This window comes from Nonomuraea gerenzanensis (genome assembly GCF_020215645.1).
Lineage (GTDB): Bacteria > Actinomycetota > Actinomycetes > Streptosporangiales > Streptosporangiaceae > Nonomuraea > Nonomuraea gerenzanensis.
Genome location: NZ_CP084058.1, coordinates 8,525,831 through 8,550,662, shown reverse-complemented (window position 1 = coordinate 8,550,662; position 24,832 = coordinate 8,525,831). Strand labels below are relative to the sequence as shown.

The window sequence follows — 24,832 nt, the reverse complement described above, 5'->3', positions numbered from 1 at the left end:
GATCGATCTCAGGTCGCGAGTCTTTGCACCTACGATTGATGACCATGAGCGAACTGCGCACCAAAGATGAGCACACCGAGGCGATCCGGCGGGATCGCCGGGTGGCGGTGGTGGTGAACACTCGCTCGCGCCGCGGCCGCCGTCACTACTTCGAGGTGATCGAGCAGATTCACAACCTCGGGTTCGAGCCGCTGGCGGAGTTGTCGGTCTACAACACCAAGAAGCTGCGCGACCTGCTCGACACCGCCCTGGCCACCGACCCCGACCTGCTCATCGTCGGCGGTGGCGACGGCACCCTGTCCACGGCCGTGCGCCACGTCGCCCACCGCGACGTGGCGCTCGGCGTGCTGCCGCTGGGCACCACCAACAACTTCGCGCGCAGCCTGGGCCTGCCGCTCGACCTGGCGGGGGCGATCAGGGTGTTCGCCACCGGCAAGGTGGCCGACATCGACCTCGGCATGGCAGACGACCGGCCGTTCGCCAACCTGGCCAGCTTCGGCGTCTCCGTCGAGGTGGCGGGCAAGGTCAAGCCGTGGCTCAAGCGCATCGTGGGCCGCCCGGCCTACCCGCTCACCGCGCTGACGATCCTGCCCAACCACCGGGCCTTCCGCGCGTTCATCACGGTGGAGGGGCAGCGCCACGAGCTGCTGACCCACCAGCTCAACATCGCCAACGGGCGCTTCCACGGCGGCTGGCAGGTGGCCAGGGACATCAGCATCGACAACGGCATGCTGGTGGCCTACCAGCTCGGCTCGGGCAAGAAGCTGCGGCTGCTCGGCGAGACCCTGCTGCGCGCCACGACGGGCCGCTGGCGCAGCCTGGCGGGCGGGCCCTTCGTGGTCGGCAGGGAGATGCTGCTGGAGACCGATCCGCCGATGGCCGCCGACGTGGACGGCGAGGTGCGGCTGCGCACTCCGATCAGGCTCCGCGTCGTCCCGAACGGAGTGCGCGTCATGGTCCCCGCCGCCTTCGAGGACCGCTGAGTCAGCGGCTCAGGTCCAGGAGAATCCCACGTTCGCGCCCTTTCCCTAGTCGCGGCTTCCTCTACTCAAAGTAACCGAGCGATCGCTGTACGTCACGGGGCAGGGAGAGTGCGAAGGGGGCGTACGTCAGGCGTCCCCGAGCCTCCGGTAGGCCGGGGTGAGCGTGCGCTCCAGGTCGCCGGGCGGCGGGAAGACCCGCGGCAGGAGATCGGGGGCGACGGCCCCGGGACGCCGCTCCGGCCGGTGCGCCGTGGCCCCCGGCGCGTAGAAGTCGGCCAGCCGGTCCGCGAACGGCACGTCCGTCACCCGCAGCGGATCCGCCGCGGGCTCGTCGGCCAGCGAGCCGAGCAGCTGCTCCCTGGTGCGCCCGCGCCAGGCCAGCACCAGGAACGGGTCGTCGTCGAACGACTCGGCCAGCAGGTAGAGCACGGCCGACAGGTGCTTGCAGGGGAAACCCCAGTCGGGGCAGGAGCAGCTCATGTCCAGATCGCGCGGGAACAGGTCGGCGCCCATCGCGGCGAACAGCTCCTCGATCTCCGTCGGCATCTCGCCCGCCAGCAGCCTGGCCCGGTAGCCGGCCTGCGCCGCGATCGACTCCTCGATGGCCGCCCAGCGCGACTCGTCGTACGCCTCGATCCTGATCACGACCGCGTACGGATCGGGCCGTGAGCCCTGCACCGCCGCCGTGACCTCGCCGGCGGACAGCTCGATGGACAGCACCTGGCCCTTGCGGGCGTAGGCCCGGCCGCGCGAGAGGCGGCCCTTGTCGCAGACGCGCTCCAGGATGTCGATGAACCGGCGCGACCACCAGGCCGAGCCGATGCTGCCGCGCTGTGACCTGGCCTTGATGCCGCCCTCGACCTGGATCGGCTCGCCTCCCTCGAACCAGGCCATCAGCGCGCCTCCTGACGCCCGGCGGCCCTGCCCGTCACGTGCCGGGCCATCAGCCCACCCCCTCGGTGGTCAGCCGGAAGACCTCGCGCAGCTCCTCGGTGGACAGGTCGGTCAGCCAGTCCTCGCCCGTGCCGACGACCCGCTCGGCCAGCGCCTTCTTGCGCTCGATCATCTGGTCCACGCGCTCCTCCAGGGTGCCGGCGCAGATGAGCTTGCGCACCTGCACGTTCTTGCGCTGCCCGATCCGGAACGCGCGGTCGGTGGCCTGGTCCTCGACGGCCGGGTTCCACCAGCGGTCCACGTGCACGACGTGGTTGGCGGCGGTCAGGTTGAGCCCGACCCCGGCGGCCTTGAGCGACAGCACGAACAGCGTCGGCTCGGGGTCGTGCTGGAAGCGGTCCACCAGGCGGTCGCGGGTCTTCTTCGGCAGGCCGCCGTGCAGCCACAACACCGGGCGGTCCAGGCGCTGGGCGAGGTAGGGCTGCAGCATCGCGCCGAACTCGGCGTACTGGGTGAACAGCAGGGCCTTCTCGCCCTCCGCCAGGATCTCCTCCGCGAGCTGCTCCAGGCGGGCCAGCTTGCCCGACCTGCCGGCCAGGCGGGAGCCGTCTTTCAGCAGGTGGGCGGGGTGGTTGCAGACCTGCTTGAGCTTGGCCATGGCCGACAGCACCAGGCCGCGCCGCTCGATGCCCTCACTGCTGTCGATCTTGGCCAGCATGTCGTCCACGACCGCCTGGTAGAGCGTGGCCTGCTCGGTCGTGAGCGGGCACCACTCCTTGACCTCCAGCTTCTCCGGCAGGTCCGAGATGATGGACTTGTCGGTCTTCAGGCGGCGCAGGATGAACGGGCCCGTCGCCCGCTTGAGCGCCCTGGCCGCCTGCTCGTCCTGCCGGGCCTCGATCGGCTCCTGGAAGCGGGTTTTGAACCGCGAACGCGGGCCGAGCAGCCCCGGGTTGGCGAACTCCATGATCGACCAGAGCTCGGCCAGGTGGTTCTCCACGGGGGTGCCCGTCAGCGCCAGGCGGGTGTCCGTGGGGATGGCGCGCACGGCCTGGGCCTGCAGCGTGCCGCTGTTCTTGATCGCCTGGGCCTCGTCGCACACGACCCTGCGCCACCGGTGCCGCTTGAGTGTCTCCAGGTCGCGGTAGGCGGTGCCGTACGTGGTGATGACCAGGTCGGCCCGCTCGATCTCGGCGGCGTCGCGCCCGCTGCCGTGGTGCACGTACACGCGCAGGCCCGGCGCGAACCTGGCGGCCTCCCGCTGCCAGTTGCCGATCAGCGACATCGGGCACACCAGCAACGTCGGGGCGCCGACCGGCTCGGCCGGCGCCGCCGCGCCGCGTTCGTGCACGAGCAGCGCCAGCGTGGTGATCGTCTTGCCCAGGCCCATGTCGTCGGCCAGCACCCCGCCCAGCCCCAGCTCCGACAGGAAGCTCAGCCACGCCAGCCCGCGCTCCTGGTACGGCCGCAGCGTGGCGTCCAGGCCCGGCGGGGTGGCCAGCGGGGTGAGCCGTCGCTCGGCCTGCCCGGACAGCAGGTCGCCCAGCACCCCGTCGGCGTCGATCTCCAGCAGCGGCAGCTCCTCGTCGTCGCTCCGCACGACCTGCCTCAGGATCTCGGCCGCGCTGGCCTGGCCCGCGCGGCTGCCCTCCACGGCCCTGAGCGCCGCCTTGAGCTGCCTGTCGTCCAGCTCCACCCACTGGCCGCGCACCCTGACCAGCGGCACCTTGAGCCTGGCCAGCTCGGCCAGCTCCGCCTCGCTGATCGTCTCGTCGCCCACCGCGAGATCCACCCGGAAGTCCACCAGCTCCCGCATGCCGAAGCCCTGGCTCGCCGCCGCGGACTGCTGCTTGGTGGTGCGCGTGGTCAGCTTCAGCCCCAGCCGGGTACGCCCCGCCCAGCGCGGCAGCTGCACCCCGAACCCGGCCGCCTGCAACAGCGGCGCGGCCTGCCGCAGGAACCCGAACGCGCCCGCCGTGTCGAGCGCCAGCTCGCTCGGCTCCGGCACGCGCAGCGCCCGGTCCAGCTCCGGATACAGCCGCACCGCCCGGCCCAGCCCGGTGAGCAGCTCCCGCTCGGGCACGCCAGGCAGCCCCGTCACCCCGCGCCACACCTGCGCGGCGGGAACGTAGAGGCTCGGGTCGTCGGCCGCCTGCAGCGCCAGCTCCACCCGCCAGTCGTCGGTGTCGGCGGGCTCCAGCAGGCGGAAGCACACCCGCGTCGCCCCCTCGGACGCGGCCACCGCCACCCGCCACTTCTCCAGCTCGCGGCGCAGCTCGGGCACGTCGGGGCAGGACGGCCTGTCGCCGGTGAGCGCGGCCAGCCAGCGCTCCTGGAGAGTTCGGGCGGGCCTGGTGAGGAGGCTGCCGGTCAGCCGGCGGCGGACCAGGGCGTCGGTGAACGCCTCCAGGGCCTCGTGCTGGACGTCGGCGGAGGGGCGTTCGACCGAGGAGGTGCGGCAGGCGGGTGGCATGGCCAGGGCCAGGTCGCGGAAGTAGGCGGCGTCCGCCCCCGTCAGGACCGGCCGCCACCCGGCCCGGGCGTTGTCGCCGGGGGCCACCCACCCGTCGTCAGGCCCGGCAGGGTGCTGCGATGGGTGCTGGTCGGCGGCGGGGACGAGCTGCGGGATCACCCGGCCCCGGCGTACCAGGTCGTCGGCGAAGGCGGCGACGGCGGCCCAGTGGCGCACCGTCGCGGTTTCGGCGTGCTCGTCGAGGACGCGCAGGGTGTCGGCGGTGGCCGGGACGACGGCCGGCACCTGCCACAGGCGCAGCCGCGGGCGGCTCACCTGGGCCATGCGGCCGGTCTCGGGCGAGGGCAGCGGCTCCTTGGCCGAGCCGGGCAGGAGCAGCTCCAGCAGCGGCGACCGCGGGTCTGCGAGGCCGAGAGCGGGGGCGACCTCGGCCGCCGGGGCGGCGAACGGGTGCAGGGGCGGGCGCGGCGCGTCGGCCGCCTGCGCCGTCTCGGCCCAGAAGGCCAGCCCCTCCGTCGTCCATACCCCGTGTACCAGCACCCCGGCAGGTTACCCGGACCGGCAGGTGATCGGGCCGGGCTCCCTGGAGCCTGTGGACGACCGGCGGCTATGGTCGTGAGCATGAGGTTTTCGGGGGCCGAGGGCAGGTGGCGCGAGGGGCTCGGCTCGCTACGCGACGTCGTGCGCCAGGAGCTCGTCACCCGCCAGCTCGCCGAGCACCTCCCCATCACCCCCTGCCGCGTCCTGGACGTCGGCTCCGGCCAGGGCACACAGGCGCTCAGGATGGCGGCCAGAGGGCACCGGGTCACCGCGCTGGACGCGTCCCGCGAGCTGCTCGACGTCCTGGAGTCCGGGGTGCAGCCGGGGATGCGGGTCAGGACCGTGCAGGCCGAGGCGGAGCGGCTGGGGGAGCTGTTCGAGCCGGGCGGGTTCGACGCGGTGCTGTGCCACGGCGTGCTGATGTACTTCGACGATCCGGGCCCGCTGCTCGCCGCGCTGGCGGGCATGCTGGCCCCCGGCGGCATGCTGTCGCTGCTCGTGCGCAACGGTGACGCGCTGGCCATGCGGCCGGGGCTGCTGGGTGACTGGGCGGGGGCGCAGCGGGGGTTCGACGAGGCGTACTACCGCAACAGGATCGGCGTCACGGCCAGGGCCGACCGGCTCGCCGATTTGACGCGGCGGCTGGCCGTGACGGGGCTTGAGGTGCGGCAGTGGTACGGGGTGCGGGTGTTCACGGACGTGGCGCCCGACGGCGCGCCCGTGCCCGGCGACCTGGAGGAGCTGCTGGCGGTCGAGGAGCGGGCGGGGCGTACCGATCCCTACCGGGCGGTGGCGGCCCTGACGCACCTCGTCTGTCATGCCGGCGGATGAGAAGAAACGACATATCTCGTCTGTCGCGACGGGGCAGGAAGACGTAGGATCGAGGTATGGAGCGTCCAGGATCGTGGTGTGAGCGGCCCAAGCCGCAGGCTCCCTCGTGCGAGCTCCCCTCCCCGTGGAGCAAGCCGAAGCAGCCCGACAACTGGTGCGAGGTCCAGAAGGACCCGGTGGTTTCCGTGCTCGGCTTCCTGCTGAAGGCCGCGACGGGGAAGCGTCGCTGAGCGCTGATTTGCGCGTGATAGAAGGCAGTTTGTCTGGGTAGTCGCCTTCCTCAGCGGAGGAGGCGAACGTCGTGAACGACACCCACAAACTGGTCAACGAGCTCTCCGAGCAGGTCTCCAGGCTCGTGAAGGATGAGCTTCGCCTGGCCAGGATGGAGCTCACGGAGAAGGGCAAGCGCGCCGGGCTCGGCGCGGGCCTGTTCGGTGCGGCCGGGATGGCCGCGTTCTTCGGCGGTGCCGCCCTGGTGGCCGCTGTCGTCATGCTCCTCGCTCTGGTACTGCCCGGCTGGGCGGCCGCGGCCATCGTGGGGGGAGCGCTGTTCATCGTCTCCGCCCTGCTCGGGCTGTTCGGCAAGAACGAGGTCAAACGGGCCACGCCGCCGGTCCCCGAGGAGACCATCGCGAGCGTCAAGGCCGACATCGACATGGTCAAGGAGAGGGCACGGCGATGAGCGAGACGGACCCGGGACACAGCCAGCAGCACGCCGGTGACGTCGGCGCACACAGAGCGACCGTGGGCACCCCGACGGAGCGCGAATCCATCAATGTCCCTCCCACCAGGCCCGGCGCGGCCGACAACGCGCGCAAGGCCGAGGTGGCCAGGCAGGAACACGAGACGTTCATTCCCGAAGCCCCCATCGAGGACGAGCGGTCCGAAGCGGTCGAGCACCTGCGGACCGAGGAGGAGTCACAGCAGGAGACCCGGCGCGGCTCCCGGCACGAGTCCAGGCACGAGTCCAGGCACGAGTCCGGGCGCGAGTCCAGGCGCGAGTCCGGGCGCGAGTCCAGGCATGGGGCAGGCGGGGACGACGACGAGGAGGATCAAGACGCAGTGCGTAGAGACATCCAGCAGACGCGCAACGAGATGGGCGAGACCGTCAGCCAGCTCGCCGCCAAGGCCGATGTGAAGGCCAGGGCGAGCCACGCGGCGGAGGTCGCCAAGGAACGGGCCGCCGGCGCGGCGGACACCGTCAAGGGCAAGGCCGTGGACGCGGCCGACACGGTGAAGGGCAAGGCCACCGAGGTGGCGGACAAGGTCCGCGAGAACACCCCCGACCAGGTCAAGGACGCCGCCGCCGAGGCGAGGAAGCGCCCCGTGGTGCTGATCGCGGCGGCCGGCGCGGTGACGGCTTTCGTGCTGCGCCGCATGATGAGGCGCCGCAGGACGACCACGAAGTCCAAGAAGTACACGAAGGCCAAGAAGTAGGACGATGCCCTCCCCCCGGACCGTCCCTGACCATCCGGCCCAGCTACCCCGGCGGGCCTGGTGGCACGTGTTACGGCGGACGGTCGCCGAGTTCCGCGACGACCGGGTCCAGGACCTGGCGGCGGGGCTGACGTACTACGCCGTGCTGTCCATCTTCCCGGCCCTGATCGTGCTGGTATCGGTGTTCCGCCTGCTGGGCAGGCAGGACGCGGCCGCGATCGTGGGCACCCTGCTGCAGGTGGCGCCCGCCGAGGTGCGCAGCGTGATCCAGCAGGGCGTGCAGGCCATCGAGGGCACGGACTACGCGGCGAGCGTGGTGGCGGCCGCGGGGCTGGTCATAGCCCTGTGGTCCGCCTCCGGCTACGTCGCCGCCTTCATCAGGGCCGGCAACGTGATCTACGACATCGAGGAGGGGCGCCCGTTCTGGAAGATCACCCCGCTCCGGCTCGGCCTGACGGTGCTGACCACCGTGCTGCTCGCGGCGGGCTCGATCGCCGTCGCGCTGACGGGCCGGCTGGCCGAGGCCGTGGGCGCGGCGCTCGGCGTGGACCAGGTGGTGGTGACGGCGTGGAACGTGCTCAAGTGGCCCGTGCTCGCGCTGATCGCCGTCGGCATGATCATGGTCCTGTACTGGGCGGCGCCCAACGTCCGCCAGCCCGGCATGCGCTGGCTGACCCCGGGCGGGCTGCTCGCGGTGGTGCTGTGGGTGCTCGTCTCGGGCGGGTTCGCCCTGTACGCCTCCCGCTTCGCGTCCTACGACAAGACGTACGGGACGCTCGCGGCGGTCGTGGTGTTCCTGGTCTGGCTGTGGCTGTCGAACATGGTGCTGCTGCTCGGCGCCGAGCTGGACGCCGAGCTGGTCAGGCAGCGCAGGATCGCCGAGGGGCAGCCGGTCGAGCGGGAGCCGTACGCGGTGCCCCGCGACCCGCCGGAGCCCGATAACCTGCCAGGGTGATCCGTCGAACCTGCGCCGCCGTCCTGCTCGCCCTCCTGGTGACGGGCTGCGGCGCAGGGTCGGCCGTGAGCGACTACGGCAAGGTGGTCAAGGGCGCCAAGGGCGCGACCGTGCAGGTCCAGGTGCGCTCGGGCGAGCGGTTCTCGCTGGCGGTCGTCGACAACCCGTCGGTGGGCGACAGCTGGGGGCTGGTGGGGGTGCCCGACGCCAAGGTGGCCTCGTTCATCAGCGAGGAGCATCAGGGCGGCGGCGAGCAGCCGGGGGCGGGCCGCACCGCCTACTTCGTCTTCAACGGCAAGCGGCCGGGCACCACCGAGATCAGGCTGTTCGACTGCTGGCGCTGCGGGCAGGCGACGACGCCCACCTCGGAGGAGAGCAAGCGGCAGTCCGGTGAAGCGATCTTCGCCGTGACCGTGGTGCCGCGTTAGGCTGGCGATCATGGACTTCCTCCGGGTACGCGCCTCGTCCGACGGCGCCGAGACGATCTCGTACTGGACCGGCGACGTCTACGGCTGGCAGGACGACGACGGCCCGCACCACCTGTTCGGCTTCGAGGGGCTCAACGTGGCCAGGGCGGTCGAGGCCGACGGCGGCTGGCAGCTGCTGACCAGGGAGGCCGCCCTCTACCTCGACCCGAGGAGCAGGCAGGTCCTCGACTCCTGGCAGAGCCCGTTCACCGGGCGCGAGGTCGAGGTGCAGCACGTCTTCAACGACCCGGTCAACCAGCGGCTGGGCGCCTACCCGGTGCCCGAGACGCGGCTCGGCGAGCAGGTCGTCTACAACGTGGACGTACGGCTGGCCTACCCATCGCCGCTGAAGGTGGCCGACCATCCCGACAACTCCGCGAGCGACACCTACCGGGCGCTGGAGCTGTTCCAGTTCTTCGCCTCGGCGGCCGACGTGCGCTCGGGCATGCCCGACGTGCCGTGCGTGTTCTCCTGGTGCCGGGTCTCGCCGTGGCTGCCGTGGATGGCCATGGGGCAGCGCGGGGGCGGGCTGGTCTACCACTGCCGGGGCGCCAAGGTGGCCGAGGTGCCCGAGCGGCTGCGCGAGCGGGTCGGCGAGCGCTTCCTGCACGCGCCGTCGGAGTGGTCGGCGCCCAACATGACGAGCTGGACGGCGTTCGCGGATAGGGTCGGGCGGTGAGCACCGACCTGTTCTGCGAGATCATCGCCGGTGAGCGGCCCGCCTACGTGGTCAGCTCCGACGAGGTGGCGGTCTCCTTCCTCGACACCCGGCCCGTCTTCAAGGGGCACGTGCTGGTCGTGCCGCGCGCCCACGTGGAGACGCTCACCGACCTCGGCGACGTCGGGCCGTTCTTCGAGCGCGTGCAGGCCATGGCGCGCGCCGTGGAGCAGGGGCTGCAGGCGGGCGGCACGTTCGTGGCGATGAACAACCGCATCAGCCAGAGCGTCGCCCACCTGCACGTGCACGTCGTGCCGCGCAACAAGAAGGACGGGCTGCGCGGCTTCTTCTGGCCGCGCACCGCCTACGACTCCGCCGAGGAGGCCCAGTCCTACGCCGACCTGGTCTCCAAGGCCCTGTGAGGCCGTCGGCTCCGTGAGCGGCTAGGCTCTGGCCGCGTGGAGTACCTGGTCGGCGTGGCCGTCGTGGCGGTGCTCGTCGGTGTGCCCTCGATCGTGTTGTGGCGCGTCATGCGGGGCCGCAGGGAGCTGGGCACCAGCCCGGCGGAGCGGGCCACGTTCGAGACGCTGCACACCGCCTCGCTCGCCGGGCCGCCGCTGCGGGCCGGCCTGACCGCCGACGGCGCCGAGCGCGCCTCGCGGCACCTGCGCGCGCTGCTCGGCTCGGCCGCGCTGGCGATCACCGACGGCGAGCGCCTGCTCGTCTACGACGGCGACGGCGACGACCACCACGCCGAGCACGCCTTCGACCACGCCGCGGCCACCCTGAAGGACGGCCGCACGCAGGTCCTCACCATCGACTGCGACCTGCTCGAATGCCCCATCAGGCACGCCGTGGTGGTGCCGCTGACCACCGACGACCGGGTCGTGGGCACGCTGGCCGCCTACGGGCAGAACGCCTCCGCCGGGCTGGTCAGGGCCGCGCAGGAGGTGGCCGGCTGGGTGGACTCGCAGCTGGAGCTGGCCGAGCTGGACCGCTCGCGCACGCTGCTCATGGAGGCCGAGGTGCGGGCGCTGCGCGCGCAGATCTCGCCGCACTTCATCTACAACTCGCTCACCACGATCGCCTCGTTCGTCCGCACCGACCCCGAGCGGGCCAGGGAGCTGCTGCTGGAGTTCGCCGACTTCACCCGCTACTCCTTCCGCCGGCACGGCGAGTTCACCACGCTGGCCGAGGAGCTGCGCTCGATCGACCGCTACCTGATCCTGGAGCGGGCCAGGTTCGGCGACCAGCTCCAGGTGACGCTGCGCATCGCGCCCGAGGTGCTGCCGGTCGCGGTGCCGTTCCTGTGCCTGCAGCCGCTGGTCGAGAACGCGGTGCGGCACGGCCTGGAGAGCAAGAACGGCGTCGGCCGCATCACGATCATCGCCGAGGACGCCGGCGCCGAGTGCCGCATCAGCGTCGAGGACGACGGCCTCGGCATGGACCCCGACAGGCTGCGCCGCATCCTCGCAGGTGAGATCACCCCCGCGGGCGGCGTCGGGCTGGCGAACGTGGACGAGCGGCTCCGGCAGGTGTACGGCGACGAGTACGGTCTCGTCGTCGAGACGGCCAGCGGCGCGGGCACGAAGGTCAACATCAGATTGCCGAAATATCACCCAGGCGTCTCCGCCCGTTGACCTCGATCTTTGTTGTCGGTTTCATCACTGTCTATGGCACAACTCCGGGTACTCGCGGTCGACGACGAGCTGCCCGCCCTCGAAGACCTGTCGTACCTGCTGCGCGCCGATCCCCGCATCGGCGAGGTGGCCACCGCCAGGGACGGCGCGGCGGCGCTGCGGCTGCTCGACCGCGCCATCGCCGACGGGCGGCCGATCGACGCCGTGTTCCTCGACATCAGGATGCGCGGGCTGGACGGCGTGGTGCTCGGGCGGCTGCTGTCGCAGTTCGCGAACCCGCCGAGGGTGGTGTTCGTGACCGCCTACGAGGAGCACGCGGTGGACGCGTTCGAGATCAAGGCCGAGGACTACCTGCTCAAGCCCGTACGGCCCGAGCGGCTGGCGGAGGCGATCAGGCGGGTCGCGATCTCCGCCGACGTGCCCGCGGAGGGCGGCGAGAGTGACACGATCCCGGTGGAGCTGGGCGGGGTGACCCGGTTCGTCTCCAGCGCCGACGTCGTCTACGTGGAGGCGCACGGCGACTACGCCCGCCTGCACACCGCCGCGGGCAGCCACCTGGTGCGCATCCCGCTGGCCACGCTGGAGGAGCGGTGGGCCTCGGCCGGGTTCGTCCGGGTGCACCGCAGCCACCTGGTGGCGGTCAAGCACATCGAGGAGCTGCACATCGACTCCGGCAAGTGCACCGTGCGGGTGGGCGACACCGAGATCCCGGTCAGCCGGCGGCACACGCGCGAGCTGCGCGACCTGCTGGTGCGGCGGGCCAGGAAGGGCAGGCAGGAATGAGCGCCGAGCCGCGTCCCGGCCGGCGCGCCGACCTGTCGCGGGGGCGCGCCGACGTCCCCCGGCGCGTCGCCGTCACCAGCCCGCGCACCGCCGCCGCCCGCCGCCCCCGCTACCCCGCCACCCGGGAGATCGACGAGCAGACCCAGCTCGGCGAGGTCTACATGCACTCCTTACTGCGCACCCAGTTCAGGCTGGCGTTGTTCGTCTGCACGGTGCTGGCGTGCGTGGTGGGCGGGCTGCCGCTGCTGTTCCTGCTCATCCCCGAGCTGCGCGAGGTGGACGTGCTCGGCGTGCCGCTCCCGTGGGCGGTGCTGGCCGGCCTCATCTACCCCGCCTTCGTCATCGGCGCCTGGCTGTACGTGCGCCAGGCCGAGCGCAACGAGCGGCACTTCGCCGAGCTGGTCGAGCGCCGGTGAGCGGGCACCGGGCCCGGCGCGACGCGGAGCCGGCCGCATGAGCCTGACGGCGGTCCTGGTCGTCGTGGTGGCGGCCGTGCTCATCGGGGCGTTCGGGATCAGGGTCTCGCGGACCACGTCCGACTTCTACGTCGCCTCCAGGACGGTCAGCCCGCTCTGGAACGCCTCCGCCATCGGCGGCGAGTACCTGTCGGCGGCCTCCTTCCTGGGCGTGGCCGGGCTGATCCTGTCCTTCGGCGTGGACATGTTGTGGCTGCCCGTCGGCTGGACCGGCGGGTACCTCGTGCTGCTGGTGCTGGTCTCGGCGCCGCTGCGCCGGTCGGGGGCGTACACGCTGCCGGACTTCGCCGAGGCCAGGCTGGAGTCGATGACCGTGCGCCGCACCGCGAGCGTGCTGGTCGTGCTGATCGGCTGGCTCTACCTGATGCCGCAGTTCCAGAGCGCCGGCCTGGTGCTGCGCACGATCACCGGGGCGCCCGTGTGGGTGGGCGGGCTGCTCGTCGCGGTGGTCGTGGCGGTGAACGTGCTGTCCGGCGGGATGCGGTCGATCACGTTCGTGCAGGCGTTCCAGTACTGGCTGAAGCTGACCGCGCTGGCCGTGCCGCTGGTGTTCCTGCTGATGGCCTGGCAGGCCGACGGGGCGCCGAACGTGTCCGCCGCCGACGCCGCCACCTGGCAGGTGCCGCTGGCCGGGGGCAAGGAGTACGGGCTGTACTCGACGTACTCGCTGATCCTGGCCACGTTCCTGGGCACGATGGGGCTGCCGCACGTGCTGGTCCGCTTCTACACCAACCCCGACGGGCGGGCCGCCCGGCGCACCACGCTCGTGGTGCTGTCGCTGCTCGGCGCCTTCTACCTGCTGCCCGCCGTGTACGGATGGCTGGGCCGCATGTACACCCCCGACCTCGTCCGCACGGACACGGTCGTGCTGACGCTGCCCTCCCGCATGATCGGCGGCACCCTCGGCGACCTGCTGACCGCGCTGGTCACCGCGGGCGCGTTCGCCGCGTTCCTGTCCACCTCCTCCGGCCTGACCGTCTCCGTGGCGGGGGTGATCGCCCAGGACCTGCTCAAGGGCTCGGTGCGCTCGTTCAGGATCGCCACGCTGATGGCGGTCGCGGTGCCGCTGGCCCTGGCGCTGTGGGCGCGGGCGCTGCCGGTGGCGGACGTGGTGGGGCTCGCGTTCGCCGTGGCGGCCTCGTCGTTCTGCCCGCTGCTGGTGCTGGGCATCTGGTGGCGTCGGCTGTCCACGACGGGGGCGCTGGCGGGCCTGTTCGTGGGCGGCGGGCTGGCCAGCGCGGCCGTGCTGGTGACGATCGTGGCCGGGCCGCAGCGGGGGCTGGCGGGGGCGCTGCTGGCCCAGCCGGCGGCCTGGACGGTGCCGATCGCGTTCGCGGTGATGGTGGCCGTGTCGTTCCTGACCCCGCACCGGGTGCCGGCCGGGGTGGCCAGGACCATGGTCCGGCTGCACACGCCCGAGGACCTCGACCTCGACCGCGGCGACTGGCGGCCCCGCTCGTCCTGACGCGCGAGGACGAGCGGCGCGAACGTCACGGTGGGTGACTCCGTGCCACCGGCGGGGGTAGGACGATGAGCGGGACGGCCGGGGGAGAGGGGACGGCGATGGCGGGCGGGCGTGGGTGGGGTGCCGGGGTGCCGGGGGAGGCGCATCCCGCGCTGGCCGCCGCCGCTTCGGCCGCGCTGGAGGCGTACACCGCCGCCACCGCCGAGCACGACCGCGCCACCCTGGCCGCCGTGGTGGCGGACGGCGCGGACGGCACTCCGACCATGCGCATCGACGTCCTCGTCGAGGACGCCATCCTCGCCGCGCTGTCCCGGCACCCGGTCAACGTCCTGACCGAGGAGACCGGCTGGGTGGACCACGGCTCAGCGCTCACCCTGGTCATGGATCCGGTGGACGGCTCGGCCAACGCCGCCGCCGGCGTCCCCCTGTCGGCCTTCTCGGCGGCCGTGGCCGAGGACGGCGTCTTCACCGAGGCGCTGACCGTGTGGCTGGAGACCGGGCGGAGCTGGTGGGCCCGGGCGGGCGTGCCGTCGCCGCTGCGGACGAGCGGCCGCACGGCGCTCGCGGGCGCCGCCGTCTCCCTCCTGCGGCCCCACCCGGCCAACCCGGGAGCCAGCTCCGCCTGGTGGGAGGTGGCGCGGCGGGCGGCGCGCGTGCGGATACTCAGCACGAGCTGCCTGGAGGGCGCCCTCGTGGCCCAGGGCGCCACCGACGCCTTCGCCGACGCCGCCACCGACACGCACCGGCTGGTGGACATCGCCGCCTCCGTCGTGCTGGCCGAGGCGGCGGGCGGGGCGGTCAGGGACGTGTTCGGGCGGGCGGTGGTGCTGGACACCGATCTGACCAGGCGGTGGAGCGGGGTGGTGGCCGCCAGCGCGGAGCTGGCCGACGAGCTGGCCTCGGTCCTGCGCGAGGCTTACGAGGCCGGGCGGGAGGGCTAGCCCCGTTTTCCGCACGTAGAGGTAAGTGAAGATCGCCGGGTTGCTGTGGTGATCGTTGTCGCGGTATGACCTGGCTGGTGAGACAGCGTGCGCAGTGGGGCCAGGCCAGTATCGAGAAGATGCTCGGGGCATTACCGGTGGTGGCCGGGTTCTGCTCACGGTTGCGGATCCGGGAGCTGGTGGATGCGGCCTGTCCGGTGCGCGATGTCGCGCAGCTGACTCACGGGCAGGTGATCGAGGTGCTGGTGGCCAACCGGCTGACCTCGCCCGCCCCGCTGGTGCACGTGCAGGACTGGGCGCGCGCCTGGGCGGTGGGTGAGGCGTTCGGGACCGATCCCGAACTGCTCAACGATGACCGGATCGGCCGCGCGCTGGATGCCATCGCCCCGCATCTGGAGCAACTGGCCGGGTCGGTCGGGCTGGCCACGATCGAGGCGTTCGGCCTGGACGCGGCGCGCCTGCACTGGGACATGACCTCGATCTCGCTGCACGGCGACTACGAGCAGGCCGAGCCCGCTTTCGCGACACCGCGCTTCGGTCACCCCAAAGACCGGCGGCCGGACCTGAAGCAGATCCAGGCCGGGATCGCGGTGACCGCCGATGGCGCGATCCCGGTCTTGCACCGCGCCTACGACGGCGCGGCCGGTGAGGTCGGGCAGGTCATCGGCGCCATGCAGGGCCTGCAAAAGCTGGCCGGCCCGCAACGCATGCTCATGATCGGCGATTCCAAGCTGATCTCGTATGCCAATCTGGCGGCCATGACCGCCGCCGGGGTCGCCTTCATCGCGCCGGCCTCCAAGCAGTACGTCGGCGCCGCGGCCCTGGCCGGCCAGAAGATCGGCGACGCGACCCGGGTGGACTACGTCGCCGCCCGGGACGAGCACAAGAGCGCCGACCGGCGCGGCCTCTGGCACGTGCGCGAGGACGACACCATGACACTGGCCGGGCCGCGCAAGAAGGACCCGATCCTGACCCTGCGGCGCATCTTCGTGCACTCCTCGGCCCGCGCCCAGGCCGCCGCCACCGCCCGGGCCAAGAAACTCGATCGGGCCCGCGACGACCTGGCCCGGCTGGAACGCGGCCTGGGCAGCCGCCACTACCCCACCGAGCAGGCCGTCGCCGACCGCCTCGCCGCGATCGGCCGCGACCGCCGGGTCAGCACCTACCTGACCGCGGCCACCGGCACCGACCCGGCCACCGGCAAGCCCACCCTGACCTGGCACTTCGACCAGAACGCGATCGACGCCGAAGCCGCCACCGACGGCTGGTACGCCCTGCTCACCAACCTGCCCCCCGAGGCCGCCGACGCCGAACAGGTGCTACGCCATTACAAAGGCCAAGAAGCCGTCGAACGCCGCTACCAGGCCTTCAAGGGGCCACTGGCCGTCACCAACCTGTACCTGAAGAACAACCGCCGCATCCACGCACTGATCACCGTCATCTGCCTGGCCCTGCTCATCTTCTGCCTGATCGAACGCCAGGCCCGCCAAGCCCTCGCCGACCGCGGCGAAACCAAGGTCAACGGCCTGTACGCCGGACGGCCCGCCGTCCCCACCGGCAAGCTCATCCTCGACGCCCTGGCCGGCATCCGGCTCATCCCGGGCACCGGCCAGTCACCCCCGACCATCCCGCAACCCACCGACCTCCAACTCGATCTCCTGGACCTTCTCGGCATCGATCCACGAGACCTCCGCTGAAGATCACCCACCTGCGGAAAACGGGGCTAGCCGGATTCCTCTTCCGAGGGTGCGGGGGTGGTGAGCTCGGCCGCCACGCGGAAGTCGATCCGGATGTCGCGGTAGGTGACGTGCGGCTCCACCTGGCCGGGCAGGTTCGTACGGTCGCTGCCCCAGGCGCACTCGCCGGCGGGCTCCGCCTGCGCGTGCACCGACACCCGCGGACGGTCGTGGAAGCGGAGCTCCCTGGCCGTGGCGGAGGCGCTGATCTCGACGTCCGGGGTGCGGGGGTGCTCTGGCTTCGGCATGGTGGGGCTCACTTGTGGTCGTGGCGGCGCTGGAAGCGGTAGTGGTGGTGCCGTCGCTGGTGCTGCGGCCGGCGCTGTTCCTGGGCCTCGCCGCTCTCCGGCACGGGGCCCGGGCCGACGTCGCGCACGGTGCCCGTGGTGTCCTGGACCGCGTCACCGGCCGTGGCCCCGACGTCCCGCACGACCTCACCGGTTCCGGCACCGACCTCATGAACGGCCTCACCGGCGCCCGCGCCGACGTCCCGCACGGCACCGCCTGCTCCGGCGCCGACGTCGCGGACGGCCTCACCGGCTCCGGCGCCCACGTCGCGGACCGCCGTGCCGGCGCCCGCGCCCACGTCGCGCACGGCGTCCCCGGCTCCGGCCCCCACGTCGCGCACCGCGTACCCCGCGCCGCTGCCGATCTCGCGCACGGCCGTGCCGAGGTTCCGCGTCAGGTTCTCCAGGATCTGCGGGTTGTCGTCGATGGTCTGCAGCACCCGGTCGATGATCCGCGCCACGTTGTCCAGCCGCACCTTCAGCAGCGCCTGCGCCTCCACGCCCTTGATCGTGAGGTTGACGGACCCGAGGAACACGTCCGCGCCCACGCTCAGCTTGAGCAGATCGAGCACCTCGGCCTGCAGCGACACCTTGGCCCGCAGGTCACGCACGTCCAGGCTGATCTCGTCCACCAGCACCACGGGCACGTCGAGGTAGACGTCCGGGTCGATGGCCTCGGTCGGATCCTCCGCGTCCTCGGGCATGGCCCACCCGTACCCAGCCCGGTGGACGGTCAGCCGGGGGCATGGGGAGACGTGACCACGTTTTGGGGGTTCAGGGGAGAGGCAGCTCGCCGGAGCCGCGCGGCACCAGCTCCACCGGCACCTTGATGCGGCGCGCGGCCGGGGACGGGTTCAGCAGGAGGTCCACGGCGGCGCGGGCCAGGCGGGCGGTGTCGTAGCGGACCACCGTCACCCCCGGGTTGAACACGTCCGCCAGCGCGAAGTCGTCGAACCCCACGTACGCCGGCCGCTCGGGCCGCTCGCGCAGCGCCTGGAGGATGCCGATGGCGGCCCGGTTGTTCGTGGCGAAGAACGCCGTGGGCGGCGACGGCAGGTCGAGCAGCCTGGCGACCTCGCCCGACACCCGGCCGGGGTCGTACACCGCGCGCACGACCAGCTCCTCGTCGGCTGGCACGCCCGCGTCGGCCAGGGCGGCGCGGTAGCCGGTCGCACGGTCGTGCACCGAGCTGATGCCGTCGTCGTCGGAGATCAGCGCGATCCGGCGGTGGCCGCGGGCGAGCAGGTGCTCGGTCGCGACGCGGCCGCCCCACACGTCGTCGAGCAGCACCACGTCGGCCCCGTCGAGGCCCAGCGGCACCCGGTCCACGAACACCGTGGTGAGGCTGGCGTGCTCGGCCAGCCAGGAGTGGTCGGCCGCCGAGGGCACGACGATGAGGGAGTCGACGCCCCTGGCGTACATGGACTCGATGAGCATGCGCTCCTTGTCGGCGCTCTCCTCGTACGAGCCGAACACCACCAGCGCCTCGTGACCGGCCGCGGCGGCCTCGACGGCGGCGGCCAGGCGCGCGTAGAACTCGTTGGAGATGTTCTCCATCACCAGCCCGAGCGTCAGCATGGTCGCGCCCCTGGCCAGCCGGGCGGCGGCCTCGTTGCGGCGGTAGCCCAGCGCGCTGATCGCGGCCTGCACCCGCTGCTGCAGTGACGCCCTGACGTGGGGCTCCTGGTTGACCACCCGGGAGACGGTCTTGAGGCTCACACCCGCCTGCCGGGCGACGTCCGCCATGGTCGGCTTGCGTGCTGTCATAGTGTGCCCCCATGGATGATGACTGGATCTGTGGCCGGTTGGGTGAGGACGAGCCTTGGACGCTGGGAGCGGTCAACCCACCGGTGTTCGAGAACTCGGTGTTCACGTTCGCGACGGCGGAGGAGCTCGGCGAGGCCGTCAGGAACGAGGACGAGCGCTACGTCTACTGGCGGGGGACCAACCCGACGGTCGATCTCGCCCAGCGTAAGCTTGCCGCGCTGGAGCGGGGAGAGCGGGCGAAGTGTTTCGCGTCGGGCATGGGCGCGATCTCGGCGACCATCTCCTCGCTGGTGTCGGCGGGTGACCACGTGCTGGTGCTCGGCGCCGTCTACGGGCCGACCACCCAGTTCCTGAGATACCTGGAGAAGTTCGGGGTCACGCACACGCATGTCAGGGACCTCGGGGAAGGTGACAGCGCTATCACGGCGAGCACCCGCCTACTCTACTTCGAGTCCCCCTCCTACATGGCCTACGCGGTGGTGGACATCGCCGAGGTGACGGGGTGGGCGCGGGAGCGCGGGCTGGTGACGGTGATGGACAACACCTGGTCCACGCCGCTGTTCCAAAAGCCGCTGACCATGGGCGTGGACCTGGTCGTGCACTCGCTGTCGAAGTACATCGGCGGGCACAGCGACCTGGTCGGCGGGGTGGTGGTGGGGCCGGCCCGGCTGATCAGGCCGCTGGCGCTGACCGAGTACCAGCTCTACGGGGCCGCCATGTCGCCGCACGACGCCGCCAAGGTGATCAAGGGGTTGCGCACACTGCCGGTGCGGATGGCGGCGCACCAGGAGCGCGGGCTGGCGGTGGCGGCTTTCCTGCGCGACCATCCCGCCGTGCGGTCGGTGAACCATCCGGGGTTGCCGTCGCATCCGGGGCATGCGATCGCGGTGCGGCAGATGTCCGGCTTCTCCAGCCTGTTCAGCCTGGAGCTGGACACGGAGTCGCGGCCGGAGGTCGGGGCGTTCCTCGCCAGGTTGCGACATTTCCGCATCGGGGTGTCGTGGGGTGGGTTCGAGAGCCTGGTGAACGCGCCCGCGCTGTCCACCGAGGAGAGCGTGCGGGCCACCATGGGCATCCCCGTGGGCCTCGTGCGGCTCTCGGTCGGCCTGGAGCCCGCGGAGATCCTGATCAAGGATCTCGGTCTGGCCCTGGAGGGAATGTCCGCCTAACGTGATTGACAGCGCTGTCTGACCTCGCGGGAGGCTCGTCATGAGAAACCCCGTCCTGGTGGCCACGGCCACCGTCGTCACGCTGTTGCTCACGGGCTGCGGCTCGGGCTCCTCCGGTCAGCCGGGCGAGATCCGGCTGCGGATGATCGAGAGCCTGACCGGCCCCGAACGTACGAAACTCATCAAGTCCCTCCTCGCCGACTTCGAGCGGGCCAACCCGGGCGTCACCGTCGAGCTCATCTCCCCGCCGCTCGACAGCGCCGACCAGAAGATCACCCAGATCCTGCAGACGAAGAAGGGCCTGGACGTGCTGGAGGTGCGCGACCACACGGCCAAGTCCTTCTCCAACAACGGCTGGCTGGCCGAGCTGCCCACCACGGAGTGGGCCGGCTGGCCGGCCCTGACCGAGCTGGCCCAGAAGAAGGCGGTGGAGGTCGGGGGCAAGGCGTACTTGATCCCGTACGGGTTCTACCAGCGCACGCTGTTCTACCGTACGGACTTCGGCATGACCGCGCCCCCGGCCACCTGGCAGGAGCTGTACGAGGCCGGCAAGCGGATGACCACCGGCGACCGGTACGGCTACTCCTTCAGAGGCGGCAAGGGCGGCGCCGACTACGCGGTGATGATGATCAGCGCCTACAACGGCGACCAGCTGAATCCGGAGAAATCCTTCTATCTGAAGGACAAGCGCACGATCTTCTCCACCCCCGAGGCGGCGCAGGCCCTCGACCTCTTCGTCAAGATCTTCAAGGAGGCGTCGCCGCCCGACTCGGTGTCCTGGGGCTACCCCGAGATGGTCCAGGGCTTCACCTCGGGCGTCACCGGCATGCTCATCCAGGACCCCGAGGTGATCAAGACGGTCGAGGAGAGCGGCGTGACCGCCTGGTCCACCGCCCCCATCCCCAAGGGCCCCACCGGGTACGCCTACCAGCCCGTCGGCTACGCCGGCTGGGGTGTGACCTCCTTCAGCGAGCACCCCGCCGAGGCGGTCAAGCTGGTGCAGTTCCTGTCGGAAGCCGAGCAGAGCATCGCCTTCGCCAAGGGCAACTCGCTCATCCCGATCTCCAAGGAGGCGCAGAACGACCCGCAGTTCTCTCAGGGCGCGTGGAAGGCGTACCTCCAGGCCCAGCAGGACCCGAAGCAGGTGATCACGATCAGGCCGGTGGACTACCCGGGCTGGAGCCAGTTCCTGGTGGACTCCGACCGCGACGTCCAGTCCCTGATCACCGGCAAGAAGGGCACCGCCGAGGTGCTCAAGGCGTGGGACGCCTTCTGGGTGGACCAGGCCAAGAAGGTCTCATGAGGACGTTCACCGTCCGCAGGGCCCGTTTCATCGCGCTGTGCCTGCTGCCTGGCGTGGTGTTCGTCGTGTTGTTCACGTACTACCCGATGGTGCGCGGCGCGGTGATCGCCTTTCAGCGCTACAACCTGTTCGACATCACCGCCACCCCGTTCGTCGGCCTGGAGAACTTCCGCGCCGTGCTGGCCGAGGACCGCTTCTGGACGGCGCTGCGCAACACCGGCACGTGGGTGGCCGTCTCGCTGTTCTTCCAGTTCCTCCTCGGCTTCGGCCTGGCGTTGCTGCTGCGTAGACACTTCCGCGGGCGGGGGCTCTACCAGGCGTGGGTGTTCTTCCCGTGGGCCATGTCGGGGTTCCTGATCGGGCTGCTGTGGCGGTGGATGTTCAACGGGCAGTTCGGCGTGGTCAACGACCTGCTGCTGAAGGCGGGCCTGATCGAGGAGCGCATCGGCTTCCTGGCCTCGCCGGGCTGGGCGATGACCTCCGTCATCGTGGCCAACATCTGGTACGGCGTCACGTTCTTCGCCATCATGATCATGGCCGCGCTGCAGTCGGTGCCCGGCGAGCTGTACGAGGCGGCGGCCGTGGACGGGGCCTCCCGGCTGCGCCGGTTCTGGCACGTCACGCTGCCGCACATCCGGCCCACGCTGGCCCTGATCGTGCTGCTGCGGATCATCTGGATCCTGAACTTCCCCGACCTCATCTACGCGATGACCGGCGGCGGCCCGGCCGGCAGCACCGACATCGTCACCACGTTCCTCATCCAGCAGGTCATCGGCGGCGACTACGGCCGGGCGGGCGCGGTCGGCCTGCTCGTGCTGGCCCTGCTGCTGGCCTTCAGCATCTTCTACCTGAACGCCACCCGATTCGAGAAGGCCCGATGAGGCGCCTGGCGAGCGCGGCCAAGGCCGTCGTGCTGGCCGCCTGGCTGCTGATCACCCTGTTCCCGCTGTACTGGATCGTCGTCACCTCGCTCAAGCCCAAGCCCGAGATCTTCTCGGTGCCGCTGCGCTACTGGCCGGCGAACCTCACCTTCGAGCACTACGCCGAGTTGTTCGCCTTCGCCGACTTCGGCACCTACCTGCTGAACTCGCTGCTCGTCTCCCTCGTCGCCGCCGCGGCCGTCACGGTGATCGGCGTGCTGGGCGGCTACACGCTGGCCCGCTTCGCCTTCCCCGGCAGGGGCGCGCTGATGCTGGCCTTCCTGGTCACCCAGATGATCCCGCTGTTCATCGCGCTCGGCCCGCTCTACCTGCTGATGTCCGACCTCGACCTGCTCAACCGGCTGGCGGGGCTGATGCTGGTGTACGTGGCGATGCTGGTGCCGTTCTCGACGATCATCATGCGCGGCTTCTACGAGCGGGTGCCGGTGGCGCTGGAGGAGGCGGCGCAGGTGGACGGGGCCTCGCGGCTGGCGGCCATGGTCAGGGTGGTGATCCCGGTGATGCTGCCGGGGATCGCGGCCACCTTCATCTTCGCCTTCGTGCAGTGCTGGAACGAGCTGTTCCTGGCGATCACGTTCATCGACAGCGAGGACGCCAAGACCATCCCGGTGGCGATGAACTCCTTCATCACCCAGTACGACATCGACTGGGGCTCGATGGCGGCGGCCACGGTCGTCTCGGTGGTGCCGACGCTCGTCCTGTTCGCCGCGATCCGCCGCTACATCGTGGAGGGACTCACGGCGGGGGCCGTAAAGGGGTGAAAGGGATGGCCGACCGCTCATCGCACTAGAAGGACCTTTCACCGCAGGCCATCCCCAACTAAGCGCCGGACGGCACCGCCTCACCGAACAACCCACCTACGGATCTCCACGACGGGTAGGTTGCGCTCTTACGTTGGGCGTGATCCGCATCACAGTGGAGGTCTCGTGACGACTAGAGAACATGACGCGTCGGTCTATGAACAAGTGCAGGAGAGCAGTGAGTTCCAGGAGCTGAAAAGGGCCTTCCGCCGCTGGACGTTCCCCATGACCGTGGCGTTCCTCGCGTGGTACCTGCTGTATGTGGTGCTGTCAGGATGGGCGCGCGGCTTCATGGGGATCAAGCTGCTCGGCGAGATCAACGTCGGCCTGGTCCTCGGCCTGCTGCAGTTCGTGTCCACCTTCCTCATCGCGTGGACGTACGCCAGGCACGCCGAGCGCAAGCTCGACCCGATCGCCGACAAGCTGCGCCACGAGGTGGAGGAGAAGACTCAGTGAGCTCGACGACCCTGGGGATGATCCTCTTCCTCGCCTTCGTGGCCGCCACCCTGGCGATCACCTTCTGGGCGAGCCGGCAGACCAAGACGGCCGCCGACTACTACGCGGGCGGCAGGTCGTTCAGCGGCGTGCAGAACGGCCTGGCGATCGGCGGCGACTACATGTCGGCCGCCTCCTTCCTCGGCATCGCGGGCATCATCGCGCTGTCCGGATATGACGGATTCCTCTACTCGATCGGCTTCCTCGTCGCCTGGCTGGTGGCGCTGCTGCTGGTGGCCGAGCTGATGCGGAACTCCGGCAAGTTCACGATGGCCGACGTGCTGGCGTTCAGGATGAGCCCGCGCCCGGTCCGTACGGCGGCGGGCGTGTCCACGATCGTCGTCAGCATCTTCTACCTGCTGGCCCAGATGGTCGGCGCGGGCGCGCTGGTCGGCCTGCTGCTCGGCATCACCAGCGACGCGGGCAAGGCGTGGACGATCGTCGGCGTGGGCGCGCTGATGATCATCTACGTGGTGTTCGGCGGTATGAAGGGCACCACCTGGGTGCAGATCGTCAAGGCCGTGCTGCTGATGGGCGGCGCCGCGCTGGTGACGCTGCTGGTGCTGGCCAAGTTCGGCTTCAACCTGTCGGGGCTGCTCGGCCAGGCCGCCCAGGTCAGCGGCCCCAAGGCCAACCCTGAGAGCTTCCTCAGCCCCGGCCTGAAGTACGGCACCGAGGCGCAGGGCCTGGCCGGCAAGATCGACCTGATCAGCCTCGGCCTGGCGCTGGTGCTGGGGACGGCGGGCCTGCCGCACATCCTCATCCGCTTCTACACCGTCCCCACCGCCAAGGACGCCCGCAAGTCGGTCCTGTGGGGCATCGGCATCATCGGCGCCTTCTACCTGCTGACCCTGGTCCTCGGCTTCGGCGCGGCGGCCCTGGTCGGCAAGGAGGCGATCGTCGCGGGTGACAAGGCCGGCAACACCGCCGCGCCGCTGCTGGCCCAGCAGATCGGCGCGGACATCTTCGGCCCGGTCGGCGGCACGATCCTGCTGGCGCTCATCGGCGCGGTGGCCTTCGCCACGATCCTGGCCGTGGTCGCGGGCCTGACCCTGGCCTCCTCCTCCAGCTTCTCGCACGACCTGTACGCGCACGTCTTCAAGCGCGGCCAGGCCAGCGAGCGCCAGGAGGTCGTGGTGGCCCGCATCTCCGCCCTGGTCATCGGCGCCGTCGCGATCGGCCTCGGCATCCTGGCCCAGGGACAGAACGTGGCGTTCCTGGTGGCCCTGGCCTTCGCCGTGGCCGCCTCCGGCAACCTGCCCGCGATCCTGTACAGCCTGTTCTGGAAGAGGTTCAACACGACAGGCGCGGTGTCGGCCATCTACGGCGGCCTGGTCTCCGCCCTCGTGCTGGTGATCTTCTCGCCGGTCGTCTCCGGCGGCGAGACGGCGCTGTTCAAGACGGCCGACTTCGTGATCTTCCCGCTGAGCAACCCGGGCATCGTCTCGATCCCGCTCGGCTTCCTGTGCGGCTGGCTCGGCACGGTGCTCAGCAAGGAGTACAACGCCAGCAAGTGGGCCGAGATGGAGGTCCGCTCGCTCACGGGTGTGGGGGCGGAGAAGGCCTCGGAGCACTGACGCCTGCTCCATCCATATACGGGGCGCCCGACCCCCCTGCCCCGGGGCGCCCTGTCCCCTGAGGGCCCGGCCGTGTCAACGGCCGGGCCCTCTCGCGTGTACGCGATCCCCGGCGGGGCAGGAGGTGCGGGCGTCCAGTGCGGCGTCCCAGTGCGGCGTCCCACACCGCTGGACTTGTTAACAGGACAGAAACGCAGTGAAGTGAGTGGTTGAC

Annotated in this window: 26 protein-coding genes; 21 read left to right on the top strand and 5 right to left on the bottom strand. The window is 71.2% G+C overall.

Features of this window, described 5'->3' with window-relative positions; translation table 11 throughout:
- Nucleotides 1-44: 44 nt before the first annotated feature.
- A complete protein-coding gene (locus LCN96_RS39800) occupies nt 45-983 on the top strand; it encodes a diacylglycerol/lipid kinase family protein (protein WP_185102849.1) in 939 nt (312 codons plus the stop codon).
- A 126-nt stretch (nt 984-1,109) separates the two neighbouring features.
- Here the strand turns inward: LCN96_RS39800 and LCN96_RS39795 are convergent, their stop codons facing one another.
- Nucleotides 1,110-1,877 (bottom strand): SWIM zinc finger family protein, encoded by a 768-nt coding sequence (locus tag LCN96_RS39795; protein ID WP_225267576.1) that lies wholly within the window; start codon nt 1,875-1,877, stop codon nt 1,110-1,112.
- Nucleotides 1,878-1,926: 49 nt separating this feature from the next.
- Complete coding sequence (locus tag LCN96_RS39790) at nt 1,927-4,890, bottom strand: DEAD/DEAH box helicase (RefSeq protein WP_225267575.1); 2,964 nt, start codon at nt 4,888-4,890, stop codon at nt 1,927-1,929.
- A gap of 81 nt (nt 4,891-4,971) precedes the next feature.
- On the opposite strand from LCN96_RS39790, the gene LCN96_RS39785 reads away from it, so the two are divergent.
- The 14 genes from LCN96_RS39785 to LCN96_RS39720 all read left to right on the top strand — a co-directional run bounded on the left by LCN96_RS39785 (nt 4,972) and on the right by LCN96_RS39720 (nt 16,240).
- Nucleotides 4,972-5,721, top strand: a complete 750-nt coding sequence (locus LCN96_RS39785) for a methyltransferase domain-containing protein (protein WP_225267574.1) — start codon at nt 4,972-4,974, stop codon at nt 5,719-5,721.
- 56 nt (nt 5,722-5,777) lie between these two features.
- Nucleotides 5,778-5,951, top strand: coding sequence for a hypothetical protein (locus LCN96_RS39780; RefSeq protein ID WP_225267573.1), 174 nt, complete (start codon nt 5,778-5,780; stop codon nt 5,949-5,951).
- Nucleotides 5,952-6,022: 71 nt separating this feature from the next.
- On the top strand, nt 6,023-6,403 hold the full coding sequence (locus tag LCN96_RS39775) for a phage holin family protein (RefSeq protein ID WP_225267572.1): 381 nt from the start codon (nt 6,023-6,025) through the stop codon (nt 6,401-6,403).
- Nucleotides 6,400-7,158 carry a DUF3618 domain-containing protein gene (locus LCN96_RS39770; RefSeq protein ID WP_225267571.1) on the top strand — a complete coding sequence of 253 codons (759 nt, stop codon included), beginning with the start codon at nt 6,400-6,402 and terminating at the stop codon, nt 7,156-7,158. Before LCN96_RS39775 ends, LCN96_RS39770 begins: the two co-directional genes overlap by 4 nt.
- Nucleotides 7,159-7,162: 4 nt before the next feature.
- The gene (locus tag LCN96_RS39765; protein WP_225267570.1) at nt 7,163-8,113 is read left to right on the top strand and encodes a YihY/virulence factor BrkB family protein; all 951 of its coding nucleotides are present in this window, start codon (nt 7,163-7,165) and stop codon (nt 8,111-8,113) included.
- Nucleotides 8,110-8,541: a protease inhibitor I42 family protein gene (locus tag LCN96_RS39760; RefSeq protein ID WP_225267569.1), complete on the top strand. Its 432-nt coding sequence runs from the start codon at nt 8,110-8,112 to the stop codon at nt 8,539-8,541. The genes LCN96_RS39765 and LCN96_RS39760 overlap by 4 nt, the downstream gene beginning before the upstream one ends.
- A gap of 10 nt (nt 8,542-8,551) precedes the next feature.
- Entirely contained in the window at nt 8,552-9,259 is a 708-nt protein-coding gene (locus LCN96_RS39755; protein WP_225267568.1) for a DUF1838 family protein, read from the top strand.
- Nucleotides 9,256-9,660 (top strand): HIT family protein, encoded by a 405-nt coding sequence (locus tag LCN96_RS39750; protein WP_225267567.1) that lies wholly within the window; start codon nt 9,256-9,258, stop codon nt 9,658-9,660. Before LCN96_RS39755 ends, LCN96_RS39750 begins: the two co-directional genes overlap by 4 nt.
- A 36-nt stretch (nt 9,661-9,696) precedes the next feature.
- Complete coding sequence (locus LCN96_RS39745; RefSeq protein WP_225267566.1) at nt 9,697-10,878, top strand: histidine kinase; 1,182 nt, start codon at nt 9,697-9,699, stop codon at nt 10,876-10,878.
- A gap of 33 nt (nt 10,879-10,911) precedes the next feature.
- On the top strand, nt 10,912-11,661 hold the full coding sequence (locus LCN96_RS39740) for a LytR/AlgR family response regulator transcription factor (protein ID WP_225267565.1): 750 nt from the start codon (nt 10,912-10,914) through the stop codon (nt 11,659-11,661).
- On the top strand, nt 11,658-12,077 hold the full coding sequence (locus LCN96_RS39735; RefSeq protein WP_225267564.1) for a hypothetical protein: 420 nt from the start codon (nt 11,658-11,660) through the stop codon (nt 12,075-12,077). Before LCN96_RS39740 ends, LCN96_RS39735 begins: the two co-directional genes overlap by 4 nt.
- Nucleotides 12,078-12,114: 37 nt before the next feature.
- Nucleotides 12,115-13,602 (top strand): sodium/solute symporter, encoded by a 1,488-nt coding sequence (locus LCN96_RS39730; RefSeq protein ID WP_225267563.1) that lies wholly within the window; start codon nt 12,115-12,117, stop codon nt 13,600-13,602.
- A gap of 65 nt (nt 13,603-13,667) precedes the next feature.
- Complete coding sequence (locus LCN96_RS39725) at nt 13,668-14,543, top strand: inositol monophosphatase family protein (protein WP_225267562.1); 876 nt, start codon at nt 13,668-13,670, stop codon at nt 14,541-14,543.
- A gap of 77 nt (nt 14,544-14,620) precedes the next feature.
- Nucleotides 14,621-16,240 carry an IS1634 family transposase gene (locus tag LCN96_RS39720; protein WP_225267561.1) on the top strand — a complete coding sequence of 540 codons (1,620 nt, stop codon included), beginning with the start codon at nt 14,621-14,623 and terminating at the stop codon, nt 16,238-16,240.
- 26 nt (nt 16,241-16,266) lie between these two features.
- On the opposite strand, the gene LCN96_RS39715 is transcribed toward LCN96_RS39720, so the two are convergent.
- The 3 genes from LCN96_RS39715 to LCN96_RS39705 form a co-directional block, all read right to left on the bottom strand.
- Nucleotides 16,267-16,527, bottom strand: a complete 261-nt coding sequence (locus tag LCN96_RS39715) for a hypothetical protein (RefSeq protein ID WP_225267560.1) — start codon at nt 16,525-16,527, stop codon at nt 16,267-16,269.
- 8 nt (nt 16,528-16,535) lie between these two features.
- The gene (locus LCN96_RS39710; RefSeq protein ID WP_225267559.1) at nt 16,536-17,270 is read right to left on the bottom strand and encodes a hypothetical protein; all 735 of its coding nucleotides are present in this window, start codon (nt 17,268-17,270) and stop codon (nt 16,536-16,538) included.
- Nucleotides 17,271-17,340: 70 nt separating this feature from the next.
- The gene (locus LCN96_RS39705; RefSeq protein ID WP_225267558.1) at nt 17,341-18,333 is read right to left on the bottom strand and encodes a LacI family DNA-binding transcriptional regulator; all 993 of its coding nucleotides are present in this window, start codon (nt 18,331-18,333) and stop codon (nt 17,341-17,343) included.
- Nucleotides 18,334-18,344: 11 nt separating this feature from the next.
- On the opposite strand from LCN96_RS39705, the gene LCN96_RS39700 reads away from it, so the two are divergent.
- From LCN96_RS39700 to LCN96_RS39675, 6 genes are all read left to right on the top strand, one after another.
- On the top strand, nt 18,345-19,502 hold the full coding sequence (locus tag LCN96_RS39700) for a trans-sulfuration enzyme family protein (protein ID WP_225267557.1): 1,158 nt from the start codon (nt 18,345-18,347) through the stop codon (nt 19,500-19,502).
- Nucleotides 19,503-19,542: 40 nt separating this feature from the next.
- The gene (locus LCN96_RS39695) at nt 19,543-20,805 is read left to right on the top strand and encodes an ABC transporter substrate-binding protein (protein ID WP_225267556.1); all 1,263 of its coding nucleotides are present in this window, start codon (nt 19,543-19,545) and stop codon (nt 20,803-20,805) included.
- Nucleotides 20,802-21,686, top strand: coding sequence for a carbohydrate ABC transporter permease (locus LCN96_RS39690; RefSeq protein WP_225267555.1), 885 nt, complete (start codon nt 20,802-20,804; stop codon nt 21,684-21,686). The genes LCN96_RS39695 and LCN96_RS39690 overlap by 4 nt, the downstream gene beginning before the upstream one ends.
- On the top strand, nt 21,683-22,507 hold the full coding sequence (locus LCN96_RS39685) for a carbohydrate ABC transporter permease (protein ID WP_225267554.1): 825 nt from the start codon (nt 21,683-21,685) through the stop codon (nt 22,505-22,507). Before LCN96_RS39690 ends, LCN96_RS39685 begins: the two co-directional genes overlap by 4 nt.
- A gap of 165 nt (nt 22,508-22,672) precedes the next feature.
- Nucleotides 22,673-23,002 carry a DUF485 domain-containing protein gene (locus tag LCN96_RS39680; protein ID WP_225267553.1) on the top strand — a complete coding sequence of 110 codons (330 nt, stop codon included), beginning with the start codon at nt 22,673-22,675 and terminating at the stop codon, nt 23,000-23,002.
- A 17-nt stretch (nt 23,003-23,019) separates the two neighbouring features.
- The gene (locus LCN96_RS39675) at nt 23,020-24,618 is read left to right on the top strand and encodes a solute symporter family protein (protein ID WP_225276156.1); all 1,599 of its coding nucleotides are present in this window, start codon (nt 23,020-23,022) and stop codon (nt 24,616-24,618) included.
- Nucleotides 24,619-24,832: the final 214 nt, after the last annotated feature.

Excerpts from the sequence above, each read along its gene's own strand:
- LCN96_RS39800 (WP_185102849.1), top strand. The coding sequence starts at position 45 with ATGAGCGAACTGCGCACCAAAGATGAGCACACCGAGGCGATCCGGCGG.
- LCN96_RS39795 (WP_225267576.1), bottom strand. The coding sequence starts at position 1,877 with ATGGCCTGGTTCGAGGGAGGCGAGCCGATCCAGGTCGAGGGCGGCATC.
- LCN96_RS39785 (WP_225267574.1), top strand. The coding sequence starts at position 4,972 with ATGAGGTTTTCGGGGGCCGAGGGCAGGTGGCGCGAGGGGCTCGGCTCG.
- LCN96_RS39780 (WP_225267573.1), top strand. The coding sequence starts at position 5,778 with ATGGAGCGTCCAGGATCGTGGTGTGAGCGGCCCAAGCCGCAGGCTCCC.
- LCN96_RS39770 (WP_225267571.1), top strand. The coding sequence starts at position 6,400 with ATGAGCGAGACGGACCCGGGACACAGCCAGCAGCACGCCGGTGACGTC.
- LCN96_RS39765 (WP_225267570.1), top strand. The coding sequence starts at position 7,163 with ATGCCCTCCCCCCGGACCGTCCCTGACCATCCGGCCCAGCTACCCCGG.
- LCN96_RS39755 (WP_225267568.1), top strand. The coding sequence starts at position 8,552 with ATGGACTTCCTCCGGGTACGCGCCTCGTCCGACGGCGCCGAGACGATC.
- LCN96_RS39740 (WP_225267565.1), top strand. The coding sequence starts at position 10,912 with ATGGCACAACTCCGGGTACTCGCGGTCGACGACGAGCTGCCCGCCCTC.
- LCN96_RS39735 (WP_225267564.1), top strand. The coding sequence starts at position 11,658 with ATGAGCGCCGAGCCGCGTCCCGGCCGGCGCGCCGACCTGTCGCGGGGG.
- LCN96_RS39730 (WP_225267563.1), top strand. The coding sequence starts at position 12,115 with ATGAGCCTGACGGCGGTCCTGGTCGTCGTGGTGGCGGCCGTGCTCATC.
- LCN96_RS39725 (WP_225267562.1), top strand. The coding sequence starts at position 13,668 with ATGAGCGGGACGGCCGGGGGAGAGGGGACGGCGATGGCGGGCGGGCGT.
- LCN96_RS39715 (WP_225267560.1), bottom strand. The coding sequence starts at position 16,527 with ATGCCGAAGCCAGAGCACCCCCGCACCCCGGACGTCGAGATCAGCGCC.
- LCN96_RS39710 (WP_225267559.1), bottom strand. The coding sequence starts at position 17,270 with ATGCCCGAGGACGCGGAGGATCCGACCGAGGCCATCGACCCGGACGTC.
- LCN96_RS39705 (WP_225267558.1), bottom strand. The coding sequence starts at position 18,333 with ATGACAGCACGCAAGCCGACCATGGCGGACGTCGCCCGGCAGGCGGGT.
- LCN96_RS39700 (WP_225267557.1), top strand. The coding sequence starts at position 18,345 with ATGGATGATGACTGGATCTGTGGCCGGTTGGGTGAGGACGAGCCTTGG.
- LCN96_RS39695 (WP_225267556.1), top strand. The coding sequence starts at position 19,543 with ATGAGAAACCCCGTCCTGGTGGCCACGGCCACCGTCGTCACGCTGTTG.
- LCN96_RS39690 (WP_225267555.1), top strand. The coding sequence starts at position 20,802 with ATGAGGACGTTCACCGTCCGCAGGGCCCGTTTCATCGCGCTGTGCCTG.
- LCN96_RS39685 (WP_225267554.1), top strand. The coding sequence starts at position 21,683 with ATGAGGCGCCTGGCGAGCGCGGCCAAGGCCGTCGTGCTGGCCGCCTGG.
- LCN96_RS39675 (WP_225276156.1), top strand. The coding sequence starts at position 23,020 with ATGATCCTCTTCCTCGCCTTCGTGGCCGCCACCCTGGCGATCACCTTC.